General features: G+C 47.2%; 1 protein-coding gene (cut by a window edge). It reads right to left on the bottom strand.

Annotated features, from left to right (window positions below; genetic code table 11):
• Nucleotides 1–661: 661 nt before the first annotated feature.
• On the bottom strand, nucleotides 662–19278 hold the 3' portion of the coding sequence (locus CXF72_RS17270) for a DUF4347 domain-containing protein (RefSeq protein WP_101040972.1). The gene runs 17614 nt beyond the window's last position; 18617 of the gene's 36231 nt are visible here — the last part of the coding sequence; its start codon lies off the right edge, out of view; its stop codon occupies nucleotides 662–664.

The following is a 19278-nucleotide window of genomic DNA, read 5'->3' as shown; positions in this document are numbered from 1 at the left end:
TTTGGGGGGCACACTCGCCATAAACAGCAGGTTATTGAGTGCAGGCACACGGCCAGAAAACTGAGATTAGCACTATTATTTGGCGTATCCTACTGACTATTACTGCGTCTGTGATATCCGTGCCCATTATTAACGGCAATTAATGGCATATTGCGCAAAAAGTCTTGCATTTCACGGTCAGATAAACGCAATAATACATCAGCATTTAATAATAGCATTAAAGATACGTCGGCAAAGGAGTGCTAAGTTGATGATTATGTTAGAAAAATAATTTATTATGTTAGAAGGATAAGGGATTTTATTCAGTATACCGGGAGTCCAGGCTCAGTGATTAACGACTGTATAAAGTAAACATCCCGGTCGAAATTACTTCACGATTTGAGCGTTCGGTAACGATCCGGCGTGCGCTAACGTCAGCGCCGGCCTGTAAAAAAACCGGCGCATTGACAGACTATTATTTTCTTTATTTCATTTTTGTTGCGGTTTCATCCAGCGCCCCAAAACGTGTTTTATATTCGGCCACCACGCCGTTTAATAACATTAATAAACGGCGTGGTGGCAAAAAGACTGACGATAATGCTGTCGGTTAAGTCAATCGCCACTTTTTTTGTTATCGATTGCATCATCTGTCATTTTTACGCTTCATTGTCATTAAATGAATTTAATGTTTTGTGGTCATGTCTTGTCTTTCCCAGACGGCAAATTTCCGGCTGGACTGCGCTTTACGCAAGTCCTGCAAATCACCATAAATAACGGCTTCTTCCTCACTTGAACGGACAATATTCCAGCCGCGTTTGTGGGCGACGCTTGCTGCGAGCAACAGGCTGGCCGCTATTGCTTCTGAAGAAGGTGCATTATTATGCTCTTCCGCCGCATTAGCGATTTGACTGCCGCTCGTCATTAAGGATTGCGATGAATAATCAGCGCTATTTCTGAGTATCGACAGACTGCTTACCTCGGGCAGTCCGGTGTCATCGCTGTCAGAAGGAGTTGGACTGACATTATTATCCGGCGCATTCGACGGGATATGACTGCCTAGGTGATTTTTCTGTCCGTCATTAGCTGCAATCAAGGGAAGATTTCGCAAAAAGTCCTTCAGCTCACTGTCGGATAAACGTGATAAATCGTCACTGTTTAATAATGACGTTAAACGCAACGCCGTATCCGTACGCAGTGGAGAGCTTGATGAATAATCATATTCGGAGAATAATGACTCATCCTCCGCATACTGTGAATCAAGACTCACCGATTCAAGCCCATAAAAAGTAAACATACTGGCCGAGATAACTTCACGGTTTGACGGATCGGAAACAATCAGGCGGGAGGTGAAATCAGCACTATCCAGAATCCGTGCATAGTTACCTATAATAGTATCCTCACTCAGACTGCCGAAGAAAGTATCGTAATCACTGCCCCCGACAAGTATGTCAAACCCAGATCCGCCGGTCAGTTGATCCTTACCACCAAAGTTTGGCAGCGTTGACTGGAAATCTCTTAGGCCGTTACTGTAGATGCTAATTTCCGCAAAGTCGCCAAAGACAGCATCCAAACCGCCTTGCCCGTCAATAAAGTCTTCACCCGCGCCCCCCAGCCCGATATCATTGCCGTCACCAAGATAAACAATATCGTGACCGCCCAGCACCGGATTTATATCATTTTTGATTAAGGTAAGCAGCTCTGCAGAGAGGTTTTTCTCAAGACTACCAGTATCGGCGATAACAATATCATTGTCGCTGCCGCTGTTAATGACATCACTGCCCAAACCGCCAAACACAATATCGTCACCTCCACCTGAAATAATTCTGTCATTCCCGCGACCTTCATTGCTGGTAATAATACTTTTCAGTAAGCCCCCATCAAATAACATTTCCCCCGTATCACCCAGAATAATATCGTTGCCATCACCCGTAGTAATGGTATCGCCACCGACACCACCAATAACAATATTGCTGTCGATCCTGCTAACGCCACCTAAGATGAGGAGATCATCGCCTCCGTCTGTGCCCATGCTTTGCGCACTTTGCAGAATGTTATTGGCATCAAAATCCAGTTCACCTTCATCACCCAGAACAACCCGGCTGCCCGCGCTGTTCAAAGTGGTTTCAACGGTATCGCTGCCTTTACCGGCAATCACGATCTTGTCGCCGCTGCCCAGGATAATCGTATCGTCACCGCCGGTTTCATCCAGATCACTGTGCATATTAGTCAGCTGTTCGCTGCCTTTAACGCCGCTGTAGGTCATCGTACCGTTATCACCGAGGATATGATCGGTGCTGCTGGCTGTGTTGACGGTGATGGTGTCGTTATTGCTACCACCGATCACCTGATTGACATCACCGGACAGGGTAATAGTATCTTCACCCGCATTCGCATGAGCATCGCTGCTCATGCTGCGCAATGCACCCGCATCATAAGAGATAGTCCCGTTGTCACCGATCACCCGTTGAATGCCGCTGCTACCGGTTTTAACAGTATCAAGAGCGCCGGTTCCGGCAATAACGGTTTTGCTGCCGTTACCCAGAGTGATTTCATCATCGCCGCCCACTGCAGTATCGGTACTGCTGATACTGTCGAGGCTGCCGTTTGTCCACTTAATTGCGCCGTTATCGCCAAGCACGATATCGGTGCTGTCACCCGTGCTGATCTTGTCCAGAGCGCCCGCACCGCCGACCACGATGTTGCTGTCGCTGCTGGTGCCACCTAAGGTCAGCGTATCGCTGCCACCGTCGGTGCTGGTGCTATTGACGGTTTGCAGATTCAGGTCGGCATCGTAATCGATCTCGCCTTCGTCACCCAGTACAACCCGGCTGCCCGCGCTGTTCAACGTGGTTTCAACGATATCGCCGCCTTTACCGGCAATAACCACTTTATTACCACTGCCCAGAGTGATCACATCAACACCGCCTGCTTCACCCAGATGGCTGTACATATTGATCAGTTGTTCTACGCCGATCGCGCCGCTGTAGTTCATTTGACCATTATCACCGAGGATATGATCGGTACTGCTCGCCGTGTTGACGGTGATGGTGTCGTTATTACTACCACCAATCACCTGATTGAAATCACCGGACAGGGTAATAGTATCTTCACCCGCATTCGCATGAGCATCGCTGCTCATGCTGCGCAAAGCACCCGTGTCATAAGAGATAGTACCGTTGTCACCAATCACCCGGTGAATGCCACTGCTACCCGTGATAACAGTGTCCTCATCCGTGCCACCAATAACTGTTTTGCTGCCGTTACCCAGAGTAATTTCATCGTTACCGCCTGCCGCCGTATCGGTACTGCTGATACTGTCGAGGCTGCCGTTTGTCCACTTAATTGCGCCGTTATCGCCAAGCACGATATCGGTGCTGCCGCCGGTCACTGTTACCTTATCGATACCATTATCATTAGTACCGGCGACGATAATATTAAGATCATCACCGTGAGCACCATTGATTTCAATAATATCGTTACCGCCCACCGTGCTGGTACTAGCCACGTTCAGCTGCTCATCACCCGCAGCATTCTCAGTGTAGGTAACAGAACCCTCATCACCGATCACAGTGCGGTCATTCACTTCAGCGCTATTATTGGCAGTGATAGTCACCTGATCATTACCAAACCCACCGATTACAGTTTTGCTACCGTTACCCAGAATGATTTCATCATTACCGCCGACACCAGTATCAGTACTATTCACTGAGATCAGTGCTTGATCGTTGTTCCAGCTAATCTGACCATTGTCACCCAGTACAATATCAGTGCTGCTGATAGCCGTCGGAATATAGCTGCCAAGGTTGGCCGTATCTTCTTCTACATTGATACGGATAGTATCTTTACCAGAACCACCAATAACGATGTTATTACCATCCCGTAAGGTGATAATGTCATCATCACCTTCATTGCTATGGCGGCTCGCCACAGCCATAGTAAGACCCGCAATATAAGTAATCAGAGCACTATCACCAAACACCAGCTCGTTACCGCTGTCGTCGCTGATGATATCCTGACCTGCGCCACCGATCAGCGTATCGTCACCTAAACCACCGGTGATAATATCGCCGTTACTGGCATTACCTCGCGCCTCGGTTGATTCCAAACGGGTAATAAAGCCATCTCGGAAGTATTGATACTGATATTCATCACCTGCCAGCTGATTAGCCGCTGTTGCATAGTCAACTGTCACAGGAGCCAATGGCAACTGACTGGTCGCTGCAGGAGTTGTAGAGAAATCCAGAGTAATACTGGCCAAATCACCGAATAGAATATCCTGACCTTGATCACCGGAAATTGTATCTTCACCCAGTCCAGCAACGATCAGGTCATTATCTTCATTACCCGACAGGATATCGTCATAGGCAGAGCCAAAGATAACATCGTCCCCCTGGTTACCTTCAATGATCACACCAAAGCCCGACTGGGATGCATCAATCACATCTTCACCCAGACCACCTTTCATAGTTAGGAAGGTCAGACTATTCAAAACGCGGGTATTGGTATCGGTGACGGTTATATCATCATTACCCTCATTGCCTTCAACCAAGGTATGGGCATCGGCAATAACACCGTCAATGGTAATATCATCATTACCTTTACCCGCGAGAAGATTAATCCCAGCGCTGCCATCTGCCTGACTATAGTTACCCTTGTAATTGATATCACCCTGATTAGTTTCAGTCACCGAGGTGTAACCGTTACGGTTACTATTGGTCATGATGATCTGGTTATCAGTTTCATCTTCACTGTCATCAATGGTCAAAGTGTTATCACTCGCATCGCTTCCAGCATCAATATTTAGTGTTGCGACAATGCCATCCAGATTCTGCGACTTACCGATGGTAATATCATCCTTACCACCGCCAGTATTAATTGTCACTTCACTGATAGATTGACCCAAACTGTCTTTAATAGTCACTGTATCTTTCGAGTTACCCAGCGTTAAGCTAAAGTTTTCAATGCTGTTATGGTCAGCGTGTATACCATAAGCTCCATTCAAGCCAGTCAGCGACAAGACCTCGAAGAAATCTGATTCCCGGGTGATGGCATTGACGGAATTACCCGTCGAACCCAGTTCGAGTCGATTACCACCGTCCTCACTTGCAGAATATCCAGCCACACCGTTCAGCTGACTAACTAGCGCCTGCGTGATACTGCTCAATGATTCGTTAGCCGCTACAACATGACTAGCAAGCTCAGTATCGCCATTTTTCAGTGTCCAGGTATCACCCGTGATCACCTCGCCTGACAACTGAACAGATTGAGTCACGGCATTCGTTACATCCGTCATTATTCCGGTGGCCACAGTCGTCACTGTAATAGCAACGCTGTATGCACCTGTGGTATTGGTCAACTCAATATTGCCGTCAACCTTGCTTGCAGAATAATCATTCAGAGCGTTCAACTGAGCAGTCAGGACGAGCGTTATGCTGTCTAGATCCTCAGTGCTATCATCCAATACCTTGTGGCTGGCAATCTCATTGCCGCTGCTATCTTTCACTATCCAGGTATCATCCATGACCACCGGCCCTGACAAATGAATCGTTTTAACGCCATCCTCCTGATTAGTGATCACACTGGTGACTAACGAGTTCACTGCAACCCCATAGGGGCCGGCATCCAGCAACGTAGTATTGGTTAATAGAATCTTGCCTTCATATACACTTGCAGAATAATCATCCAGTTTGTTCAACTGAGCAACCAGTGCCTGGGTTATATTACTCAATGTTTCGTCAGCAGACACAACGTAGCTGGCGAGGACAGTGGCGTTATTATCTGTCAGCGTCCAGGTATCACCCGTCACCACCAATCCGGAAAGCGCAATCAACTTGCTCACCGCATCGTTTTCAATGTTGACAGTACTGATAGAATTACCGGCATTAATTCCTGCAACGACGTTTAAGTCGAAGTCTCCAAGCGTGCTGGTTAGAATAATCTTGTTATTGCCACTGAAATTATCAATACCGGATTGATCCGTCACTTCATAGGTATTCACATAATGCAGAACCTCAGCGATAAGGCTGGTCGCACCTTCGAAATCTGCTGCGACCTGCCCGCCTCGTGTCTCGCTCAATACCTGAACCACAACACGGCTGACATTACGCAGGAATTTATACTGTTGATCGAGGGTCTGTGTCAGGTCGCTCAGTTTCGTTGTTTCATCGTTTAGGCGCTCTGTTACTTCCTGAAATTTAAGTTTCAATCCGGATCCCACAACCCCGACGTCACTCTCGGAACCTATTAGCAGATTCAGCGCTTGCTGATCAGCTTTCGCTACAGCGCTCTTTGCAATCGCTAGTGCTTCTTCGTTTTTAGCATCAATGATGGCCTGCTTAGCCGCCACATACCTCGGGTCATGTTGATACACATCCAGACCAAAAGTGTATGTCTCAGAGACAGGGAAGAAGTAACTGAAGGATATAAAGGTAAAGGTAATAGTGTAATCTTGCAAAAAGGCACTATTGGGTAAAGTCAATGCAGCGAATGCGGCTTTTGCTGCCGTCACCCGATCCGTAAAGAACGCCACCACTGCCGCGTTATGAATATCAATAGCATCAATCTGTTTCTGGTCGGCCTCGAGGGAAACCAATTGCGCCTGATAAAGAGATTCAAGTTTTATATCATCTAACTGTACTAATGTGGCATTTAATTTAGCAACATTAGCCAGATACTGCGCCTTGAAATATTCAAAATCAAAGTTATCAGGAATAGCGGAATCCACTCCCAGTGCATCCGGTTTCAGGAACTGCAGCGCCGTCTCAAACTTAAGAATATTACGATAAACAGAACGGAAATCAGTATATTCTACAGCTTTGTAGTTGATAAAATTACTGGCCAGATCCTGAGCCAGTTTGTAGGCGTTAACAACATCAATAAAATCATCGTTGTTCAAATCATCGTTGTTAAACAAACTCACGGCTTGCGCCCATGTGGCATTATCACCGAGCGCTGCAAAGTTCGTCGCAGCTTGAATACCTGTTGCATCAGGAATAGCTTGCCAGAGTGTTTTTACCTGGGCTAATTTTATCGTTTCAGTGGTGAACAAGACATCCTGCACCAACTGCAAACGAATAAGATGCACCCATTTATCCCATGTCGGACCGGCCGCTTTTTTCAGTTCAGTTTGCAGAGAGCCAAACTCTGTAGTGACGGCATCAATAACAACGTCGACGGCACCACCCGCATTGATCAGATTATTAACTTGAGTGATTGCCTCAGTCAGTGCCATTTTAGTACTAACTGCTGCTACATCTATATTATCTTTAATAGCATCCAGTGCCGCTTTTACTTCAACATCTATGTCAATCAGGGTATTCGCCGCAGCTGCCGCATCTTTGTTGTTGTTTTCAGCATCTGTATAATACTTGGTCAGCTGAGTCTCATCGAAATAGGCTCTCAGTGCCGAGCTAGCTCCCTGTAATTTCGCTTTTAGCGCCGCCAGTTCTTTATTTAACTGTTGAGCATCATCTTTATTTTTCTGAAGTTCTTCCAGCCTGGTCTTCAGTGCTGTGCTTACCGGAATAACATACGCGGTAGACGGAAGCACTGTATCAATATAAGTCAAAACATTATTGACATAAACGCCCCTGATCACATTGCCATTTACATCTTTAGATCCATAGGCTCTCATCTCAAGATTAAGTGTAATATTAGTTGGGTTTAGCTTGTAAGCCGCAAGTAAAGCATTCGCATCTGGTTTGCTCCCAGCTACCTGAATATAAAGAGCTGTTCTTTGTGTGTAGCCAGCCGTATCTAGCGCTGCCTCAACTTGACCAACCCAAGCACCCCACGACCCAAATACAGCACCAACGGCGCTATTGGCCTGCACTATGATGGTATTCCCCTGACTTTTCACCTCTATTTTTTTATCTTCGTAGGCATCGCGCGCTATATAATACGCCGCCAGATCACTGTTCAATACCGCCTTAAGGTTATCCTGCTGATCCGTCACAAGGTCATTGACCCCATTAATGAAATCTGTTTCAACAACCTCCAGCGTATTTTTGATCCTGGCACCGAGTTCATTAGCCGCCTGCACTGCTACTTTATCTAAGTCGTTTAAGTTAGCGAGTGCCGCCAGTTGTGCATACTCCACTGATTCAGACTCGAGCTGATCCGCGATATTTTTATTCTCATCAGCATCACTGATCGTAAATTCCAGCGCATTGGTGACTGTGCTGAGTTTGTCTTGAGCCAGTGTATGCTGCACTGTGTTTTTCTCTAGTGTCACCGCAGCGCTGTCGGCCAGTTTGTTGTTCACAAACACACTGTCTTCACCGCCTTCACCCAGAAGGAATAACTCATTATCAATCTGATCCACAGTTCCCTGTCCAACATTAAAGGTATCATCACCTTTACCGCCATACAGGAAGGTTTGGCCGGCTATTGCATTGACATTAAATGTATCGCCTTCACTACCGCCCTGCACAAAGGTCATTCCGGTAAATAGGTCATTGTCTAAGGTCAGGGTGCTGGCATTCTGCTCCAGCAGATTAAGCTTTACTTCTTCAAAGGCGTCGAAATAAATCTTAGGTAGCTGATCGCTAACGTATAGGGTGTTCAATGCATCTGTAGATAACAATTCCGAACTCTGCAGGTAATCCGATTGCAGTTGCAGGGCCACCGAGGTTGCGGTGACCAAACTGACCCCAATCAGATCCAGTTTGGCACTGGTAGTGCCATCAAGGTTATGAACAAGGATCTCGCTGTTCTGGGTCACATAGTCGAGCTCAGTACCGTTGCTATTAGTGATATTTTTAATCTGATAAAGCAGCTCGCTGTCGGTAACCTTGACTTTACCCTTTAAAATCTGAATAGCATTCAGCGCATCTTCTATATCCTGATAATCAGCATCGAAAGGTAATTGAACATTAGTAGTCTGAAGTACACCATTCACAGTAAGGCTAAGGGTAAAATTGCCGGACGTGGCATTCGGATTCAACAATGACTGTACTTCATTAGCACTAGGCACCGGAAGCTTGCCTTGAGTAATAGTAATAGAAGTAACAACGGCACCATCAAAATCAGTATCTCCGGTGAGCACTATGTCATTAACATCACCGAAGCTTTCATCAAAGGTAAATAGCCAGTTTCCGTCATTATCAGGATCAGTCACTTCAACTTTACCCGATAACATCGGGATATTGTTTAAAGCGGCCTGAACAAGCATATAATCCGCATCAAAGTTTAGTGGATCGGTTGTTTGATCATTCACTGTCAGGGTAAAGCTGCCGGCAGTGGCATTCGGATTTAATAGTGACTGTATTTCTTTAATACCGGGAACCGCAATAACCCCGGTCGTGCTGGTGCTGGAGAATATAGTACTAATATTGAAATCCGCATCACCGGTTAACAGGATGTCACTCACATTGCCCAGAACGCTAGCAAAACTAAAGGTCAGGTTGCCGTCATTATCAGGATCAGTCACTTTGACTTTACCCGAAAACATCAGGTCAGTGTTTAGGGCCTGTTCGATCGCCAATAGATCACCATTATTAGTGATTAGATTGGTTGTTTTATCATTCACCGTCAGTGTAAAGCTACCACCAGCAGCGGCAGGAATGAGCAGTGATTGAATTTCTGCTATGCTCTGACTGCCATCCGCCTCTGCGAGAACACCCTGTACACTGGTGCTGGATAATAGTTTTACAACACCGGTGGTAAACGCAGCATCACCCATCAAACTGATAGGAGAAACATCACCCAGACTGGCATCAAAATGGAACACCCAGTTACCGGTTTTACCGGCATCCGGATTTTTTTCAGTATTGTAATTTGCCGTGTAACCCGTTCCCTCAAGAAATTTATCAAGCTGCATTCTGCTGGTAACAATATTACTGTTTGCATCTAAGGTATCCTGGAAAACAGCATAGGAGACACCTTCCGCGATGATAATATCTTCGATTTGGTTATTTTCCAGACGAGCGATTAATCCGTCTTTAACTTTTACGTCTTGCGCATCGTATTCGTCAGCATCGTAATACCGATCAGTGAAGACAATCTGATTCTGCAGATAATCATTGATCATTTCCTTCATATCTGCGATTTTCTTGATACCTTCCGCATCAATAAAGGTTTTCGACAAGGCATCCAGCTGTGCAATCAGATCGGTTTGAGTGCCGCTGCCGAGACTCACAGTCACAGGATAGGTCACCTTGCCTGCGTCCGACGTTATAATTTTTTTGTAAAGTTCTCTATTTTCAAAAATCAGATCATCAGCTCCCGTCTGGTTATTGAACACAATAGTGTCCACTTCACCACCAGGATCGGTTATCCTCACAGGATTTAGTATCCCTGCCAGAGTCGTCGCCGCTGCCACTATTTTTGTACGAGTTTGTGCAGGCTCAACAACAGCAAAAGAGACTATCCGGTTTTGATGCTCAGTCAAATCAATGCCCAGACCAATGTTGCCAATCGCTATTTCACCTGCCGCCCCATAACCATCGACCGCAGCATACTCGGTGCTTCTGCGGGTCGGGAAATTCAAATCGAATGCCAGTTCAGGTCCGCCAATATAAACAGTGTCGCTGCCCGTACCGGTGTTGATCACCATGTCTGCCACCGGCCCCATATTTACGCCATAAACATAAACGCGATCATCACCGGCACCGGTGATAATCTGGATATTCTCGATATTCAGCAGTTCTTTCAGTTTCACTCCAGCGCCATAAATACGCTGCACAGTGTCGGTTTTTTGCAGACCGGTAACCGCATCCGTGGTGGTCACCTCCTCAGCAAATACATAGAAAGTATCACTGAGCACGGTACCTACAATCGCCACTGAGTCGAACCCGGCACCACCATCAATCTTCACATTGGCATTTTCCACATAAACCAGCGCGTCCACATCCACTATACGGTTGTCGTTAACACCTTTCTGACTCTGGTCACTGCCTTCGCCAGAGACACCGCTGACCGTGGCAATTTTGTTATCCATTTCCACCAGATCTTCATCGTCATTCAAGGTCAATAGCGCTTTGATAAAGAAGGTATCATCACCGTTATCGCCGTACAGTCCGATATCCGCCTGATTATGGTTAACCTCGAAATAATCATTGCCTGCGCCACCATAAAAATTCATATTGACGGTTGCACCATGGGTGATATCGGTAACCACTGTTATTACCCTGCCCTCTACCGATACATCTTCGGTCGCCAGCACGGATCCAATATAGAACTCGTCTTCACCTTCGTTACCATAAACATCGATCACTTCGCTGGTATCATCACTAATAATTTTGTCGTTACCCTCACCCGCATAGATAGTGACCTTTTCAACAGTAGAATAATTCAGCACCATATAATTGGCAGCATTGATCAATTGCGATGTTTTAACTTCCATTAATGTTTCTGTATCACTCAAACTAACCGCATCATAGTCAGCCGATTGACCATCGAAATGAGCAATCAACAGACCATCGCCATGTTCGCCTGAGCCGTTCAGCCAGCGGTCTGTAGAAAATTCCAGACTGCTATCTTCAGTATGATCATAGACCGTATCCAGTTGAATCAAATCATTACCAGTACTGCCATTATAGGTAAGCCGGTCGTCACCTGTGCTGCCACTGTCATTCAGATTAACAAAGCTTTCGCCCGCGATATCATTTGCTACAGTCACAATATAGTGATCACCCCCTTCACCGCCGTCGATTTCAAGTTTTGCTCCGGCGCTCGCCAGATCATCAATGCCATCGAACAGTCTGATAGTGTCACTGCCCGCTTCGGTCTCGATAACCACCGCACCAGAATATTGCTCTATTTTGACCTGATCTCGGCCTTCCCCGGTTTGAATATGGGTGTTAGCGTCAATCGTACTTTCCAGAGTGAAGTGATCCACGCCGGAACCCAGCAACAAGGTCAGATCGGAAAAACTGCTGTAATTGATATGCCCGGTCATATAGTCACCGGTAAGCTTTCTATCCGTAAGCACAGTTGTTTGCGTCGATGTCGCCCCGCTGTTATCCATTTTCAGAATATTATCATTATCAGCAGATGATAAATTAAGTACTGCCCTGATTCCTGACAGCGTATCGTTGTCGTCAGCCACGGTAAGCTGATCAACACCTGCACCGGCCACTATAGTGGTCTCTCCGGCAATTGACTTGATCCGGAACAGATCTTTAGTGCTGCCTGTATCGGTAATATCAGTCGTGCCGGCGTGCGTACTGACAACGGTGAATTTGTCTTCACCGCTACCGAGGAAGATATTTAAATCCTCCACCGTGTCATAGGTAATAACGCCCCCCATATCCAGACCACTGAGCTGAGCAAGAGTTAGATTGCCGGCGGCACTGGACGTGGATCCGGAGTTATCGACATTGATAGTATCCGTGCCATCTTCACCTTTGACGGTTAGATTGGCCGCTATATCGCGTAATAGTTGTGCATTACCAATATTAATTTCATCATTTTCAGAACCGGCGTGAATGGTTAGTCGATCACGATTCGCTTTAAGGTTAATTTCATCTTCATCCGAACCTGTTTTAATAATTAGTTCGTTGACCACATTATCGATAATATCGACAACATCCTTACCCGCTGCCGTATCAACGTTCACCGTTACGGGTGTCGTATCCCAGGCAGTGACTAACGTCCCACTATCGTTCACCGTAAAATGATCGATACCACTGCCCATCACTATGTTGATAATTTCCACGGTAACGGCCGATGGCAAGGCTAAAATTTCCGGGTTTGCGGTTAAATCTTCTACTATTGCCTGACTGAAGAAATTAATTTTTTCCAGTCCAGTGGCAGTCGCAGTACTGGTAAAGGTTCCGTCTGCCAGAGTACTGGTATGTTCGTCACTGTCCGAGTCATTACCAACCTTAACGGTATCGTTACCCGCGTCGCCAATGATGTAGATATCACTGGCAATGCCCTCAAGATCCCAAGTAATCGCATTGCTGCTGTCAGTCAATTTCCCAATATTGAGGAAATCGTTACCCGCACCGGTATTGAACGTCACGTTATTCAGGTAGAAAGTACTCTCGACGTTTACCGTAGCAGAATTACCCGTTCCGGCATCAACGTTGAGATCAAGGTTTTCAAAGCTGCCAAACCACAGACCGGAATTATTTAATCCAATAACACTGTCAAATACAACGGTTGAAGCTGTGTTTGGCAGCACACCTGTTACGTAATCGGCGCCGACTGTCACAGTGACAACTTCATTACGGGCGATGTCTATCTGGAAAGGCAGATAGAACTTGTCATCATCCTGAAAAGTTTTGATATCAACAGTGTGTTCAGCGCCCGCTTTATTGATAATCAATCCATCGGAGATAGCAGCACTAACATCTGTTCGTAAAGTCTGACCAAAGGCGGTCTGGATCAGAGCCTGCACATGCGCATCGGTAAACGACAGAGTGCTGAATGCAGTGACATCGGTTACAGTAAGATAGTTTTCTGTGCCGAGCTGGTTGACGTAAGCATTCCAGTTGCTGGCACTCAGATAGACGCGTTTATTAACTGAGGTATCGGGAGTAATAGGCTCAAGTAATAGCGCAATCTGACCACCAACACGGATATTCCCGGCGGTACTGTCGTTGTCGTTGAGTCTGCGAATGGCAACGCCCTCGAGCGCCGAATCACCAGCCGCATCGGTTGCGTAGTACGAATAGGTGTAGTACGACGTATCGAGGTTATCGAGCCGCTCAACGTAGGCGATATCCATCGCTATATTATTGCCGATCTTGTCCTTGTCTTGAGGGTTAGCAGTACCGTCATCACCGACCAGATATTCGGTGCCATCGACTGTGTATGTGATCGTGCGCAACGCTCTATTGTCGCCTGTTGTGTCGTTTACTGGGAAGTCTTCAACCTTGTCAGTATAAGGGTCAATCCGCCCATTAATTTGATCAGGAAAACGCTCACCCGTCACCCAGCTATCGGCCTCGGTATAGGGCGCTACTTCCCAGATATTCTGGTTGTAACTACGGGTCGTCGTCCGATCGGTGACATCGGGGCTGACTTGCTGGTAGACCTTGAGCGCAGTATCCGGCGTCCAGGTATAACCCTTGCCATCAAGCTCACCACCCACGGATATCAGGGTAAAGAATTTATTCAAGTCCTCTAATGCAGACTTCACGGCCTCGGTAATCACTTCCGCCGCAGACCCCTGAATCATATTTTTAAGCGCAAAATCATTGAGCAGCAAATCAAGCTTATCGAGTGAGAAGTCATCTTTATCTGCTAGTTTGACAGTGTCCGAACCAGTGTCCAACGCAATAGCGTTAGCAAGCAATGCTTGTCCGCGAGTGACAAAATCCTGCAGCTTGACCCGATATTCCTGTAGTTTGGTCTGATACTCTTCACGTTTTTTATTGTAATCCGCGAGCTTAAGCTGGCCATCAAGACCTCCATTGGTAGAAAGACGCACGTCACTGAAACCAACGGACGTTAAATCCATGCTGACCAAATTTATTGCCGCTGTATTGAGTACCGCAAGTGACGTATTCAGGGTAAAACTATCGATCAACGTATCAACCGAAATGTTCACCTCTGCGTCGGTCACTGCGTTATTGTCGAGTGCCGCGAGAATACCCAGCTGGGTCTCTTTATCAGCACGAATCAGTGCACTTTCGATATCATCGAAGCTGACCCCGTTTTCCAGACTCGCGATGGCGGCGTCGATAAAGGCATCATTACTGCCATTTTTGGCTACGTCACTAACCCAGCCAGTAGGACCTAGCGAGAATCCATCCGTCGCGGAGCCCAACGTGGCTGTAATAAGATTATCTGCGTAGGCAAATGTATAGTCATTCAGATTCAGCGTCTGGCGCTTAACAGTGACATCACCCTGTAACTGCTGTGCATTAATCTCCAGACTGTCATTACCCTGCCCACCAGCGATACGAAGTACACCTTCAATTTTGCTGATGTCGTAATTCTCAGGCAGAATCTTCTCCACGGTGCGTTCAGGTAAATCATTAAAGACATAAGAAGCCGCTCCGCTTTCGATGTCTGTTGTGTAGTGCTCAACAATATTGATGGTATTATCAAAATGAGGGGTATCGATGCTATAAAACAGCGTTATCAAGTCCCAGAACATAGCCGCGCCCGGTTCATTGATAGTATTAATATCGGCATCCGGGAGACCGGTTATCGGCGCCATAAAGCCGCCATTAGAAGCACTTGTCCCAAATAGTCCTAAAAAAGCACTAGTAGAGCTGTTAGCGACCGGCACAAAACTAAAGTTCAGATCGTTTCCAACAACCAGATCCGGTACCCACCCATACAGCCCTGCTATACCTGATTCGGCTACATTGACCGTGCTTGCATCGACCATCCAGCCCAGATGGGTACCAGCGACGATACGCTGTAGGTATTCTGTGAACATGATCTGGTCAATACTGCGATTATTGGCGAACATATTCGTGGTTGGCACAATAGCATTTAGAGTTGCAAAATCTAATTGATCCGGCAGGAAGGGGGCCGTATCGTTATCAAGTGCGGAGTAGAGTGAGCTCGAATAGATAGTCCGGGTCATCAAATCTAAAAATCCGTAGTCCTCGGTCCTGACATTAAGTTCCTGCTTACTCCAGTAAGCCGCATTGGTGCTTTGCAGTGCAGTCTCGAAGGTGTCCACGCCTGTCGCATAAGCATCTCTGATGGCCTTAGTTGAACCATTAAGCGCATATAATGCAGACGTACTGGACGCCAGACCAATAGCCTGAGTGTAAAGCTTTAAGCCTACCGCGAGGTTCGCTTCAAGCAGGCGCCAGCGTGTTTGATCCATTGTCAGTAAAGCAAGATCGTCAGGCTTTACATCAAACCACTTATCAAAAAATGTACGCCACACCGACGCAAAATCTATTGTATTTTCATCAATATGCTGGAAGACAATGTCGTTATAATCGGTTTCTGTCTGTAATTCCTGCAGCACATCTACCAGCAGATTCTGTTCAACGGTATAGACCGCGCTTGAGGCCGGATATGTCACATTGAAAGTCTGTTGCTCTCCGCCAATAATAACTTTGTCATCGCCTGAACCAGTGTTGATCAGCAGACTCAGTGCCGGGTCTAGACCATACAGATAAACCGTGTCGGCACCACTACCGGTGATCAGCGCCAGACGCTCAATACCGTCGATATTTTCTATTTTAAGTCCGGCACCGTAGAGGTATTGCTGTCCATCATTATCTCTGAACACATAGAAAGTGTCGGCTAGCGCAGTACCCGCGACTACCAGTGTATCAAAACCACTGCCGCCGAAGATGCCAACGCGATTGTTCTCGACATAGTCGATCAGGACATCCTTGTCCTTTTTGTCAATTTGCCCCTGACTGTCACCCGCACCTGCCGTGATCTGGCCACCATCTATTTCTGTTAATTCAGTACCTATACCCGCGGTACCCGTCCCACCGGGTTTTTCCTGCAGTTGCGCCTTGAGGAAGAAGGTATCATCACCGGCCTCGCCGAACAGATCCAGCGTGCCGACATTGTGGTTGACTTCAAAATAATCGTCCCCCGAGCCACCATTAAAGGTAGCGCCTACGGTGACGCCCGAAGTGATACCGTCAAGGCCGTCGATGATTTCTATTTTTTCACCATTGACGTCGACAATCTTAGTTTTAAGGACACGTCCAATAAGGAAATTATCAGCCCCCTCATCGCCGTGGACTTCGATCTTCGCCATACTGTCATCTGAAATAAAAGTATCGGCGCTGCCTAAACCGTGAATAACCACACTCTCAGCGCTGAAGTCGTAATAAACCCGCTGGTAGTCCTCTGGCGTTGTCAGGGAGATAGATTTTCGCGTGGTAGCGGCGGCATTAGCGATATCGTCGGGCTTGGTAAATGCGCTGCTATTATCAATTTCCAGTAAATAGAAATTTCCCGCATTCAGCGTCGCCTCGAGTAACTGAATCTGCCACGGATCATAACTGCGGCCACTGCCGGTCACTTTTACAGAAGTGATGCCTGCCAGATTTTCCAGCTCTGTCTTGATGGCGGAACGGGCGTTTTCGATCGCCAGCTCATTAGCAGCGCGGGCGGTTGCGATTTCACCGGCAGTATCCGTGAGTGAGGGTATAAATAGCGCCGGCTGGGTCAAATCCGCTGTCCAGGCACTGTCGTTATACCTTAACTTGAAAGTATTCGCACCATCGCCGTAAGCATTAAAGAGCTGTGTTTCGTTTTCGCTGCCAAACATAGCATCGATGTCGGGCTTGCCGGCCAGAAGCGCCGAGGCAAGTGAATTCTCAATACGAGTCACCATACCGCGAGTGACTTCTGTTTCCGCAATAGCAGTGGGAGTTTCTTCCACGTAAATGCGAAACAGTTTTCCCTCTGCATTGGCGGCCGTCCTCAGGTTGCCCGACGCATCTTCAATGAAGAGATCGATATCCCACTTGCCAACTTCTGTGACGCCGTTACTGTTAACCACATCGGTGACACGCACTGCAGCAATACTATTCAGATTTTCAAGTACCTGTTGAATCTCAGCCGCACCATCCGTAGCGGAAATAGCGGCGCTTATTTCACCGTTGTAAACCAGCTTAAAGTCACCTGCAACAGGGGCACCTGCAATATCAAGAGCGCGCGTAACACGCTGATGCGAGGTATCTGAATCAAGGTGCAGTGTGTCAGCAAACTCACTGCCCTGAAGAAGCACATCATCACTACCTGAATTACCGCTGTCGTTAATGTACACCGCGGATTGGCCTGCAATGTTTCCGGTCAGTGAAATAGTATAACTATCGCTGCCCGCTACACCGTCCAGTGCCGCTATCTGGGTAAAATTGTCCACCGCAAATTTATTAGCACCCGCCCCACCATAAAGCTCAAAGCGCTCAAAAACAGTAACAGCTTCGGTTTCTCTCTCTACGCCTGTGTTATAAACATCTATGCCCGTGCCATAAACCTCAAGCGTATCATCGGTCAGCGTGAAATTGAGATCGCGTTGTTCGATAAGCGTATCTTCGCCAGATGTATCGTTAAAGTTATCCTCACCCGCGTTGCCGGTAATGAGATCGTTGCCATCACCGCCAATAATTGTCTCTGCATGACCGGTGCCGATGATGCGATCGTTATCAGCACCGCCATCTAATATCAGCGCGTCAACTACCGCGGACTTAATGACGTGCTTTGCTTCTATCTCCGTGGAATTGGGTATCAGGCCGGCAATGATACGATCATCACCTGCGCCCGCTTCAATACGCAGCACATCTTTCTCGGTGCCGGTGTAATCAACACCATTACCGAATTCGCTGTCGATGCCGCGCAGGGTTATCAAAACTGTTTTCGCTGCCGTATCAACGTTACCCTCAAGATCCAGTCGCTGGTGAGTGATCTGCACAGATCGTAAATCCGTCGACTCAGCGTTGGCAATGCCTTCATTGAGTATTTCGTGGCCGACCAGGAAGTAGTCACCCTGATCCGAGCCGAGTATCTTAACCTGATCTACAGAATGGTCATTTTCCCAAGTAGGGTCTTCGAACCAGTCTGTCTTCTCGGTTTTTATATAAGTTCCTTTGGTCGGTCCTTCGGTCTCGTCTTTTTCCCAGACGGCTTTTTCCAGAAGACGCGGAGACAAACGCTGCAGCGTCTGGTAGGGCGAAATATACAGATCAGCAACGGAAGTCGACTGCGCTGCATTAAGCACCGCATAGTTCTCCGCCGTATTTTTCTCGATAGACCAGCTGCCATCTTCTGCGCGGCGCTCGATCACTTGTTGAGGGGCAACCGTATTCACAGCCAATGCCTGCAACGTAATGTTAGTGCTGGCAAGCCAGCCGTTACCATTATCAAAATACAGCGTTTGTGGATTTTCACCCACAAAACTCACGACATAACGGCTGTCGACATAGGCCACAGTGACACCCGTGAGTCCAGTCATTCCATTCAGCTTCGTCTGCAGAAGGGTCGCCTGTATCACAGCATCAGGATCAATGTCCGCAACAGCAAGAGTAACGACATGCTCTCCGTAGGCGAATTTTGCTCCGTCAATCACATCAGTAGCACGAATTGACTGCTGGCTAGGGAATTCATAAGCGATGCTCAGCGGTAATGCGGCATCGTAATCGGTTATAGTGATGATCCAGGCACTGCCACTTGAGACTGAAATTTTAGCAGGGTCAATGCTGAGACCTGCAGCAAGCGCAGTCTTAATCTCATTGTCCGTAGACACTGAAAATTCCAACTCGATAGCGGCCCCATTGTAGCTGAAAGTAGCGGCGGCAATGCCCGACGGCAAGGTGATACTGCCAACGATATCTGGAGTACTATCGGCGGTTTTAACACCGCCACCGGCATTGTAGCGCAATGGGGAGGCGCTATTGCTAAGCTCAGTCAGAG

The organism is Psychromonas sp. MB-3u-54 (assembly GCF_002836415.1).
In the GTDB taxonomy this organism is placed as follows: domain Bacteria; phylum Pseudomonadota; class Gammaproteobacteria; order Enterobacterales; family Psychromonadaceae; genus Psychromonas.
The sequence above is the reverse complement of the archived record's forward strand: the minus strand, read 5'-3'. Positions and strand labels throughout refer to the sequence as shown.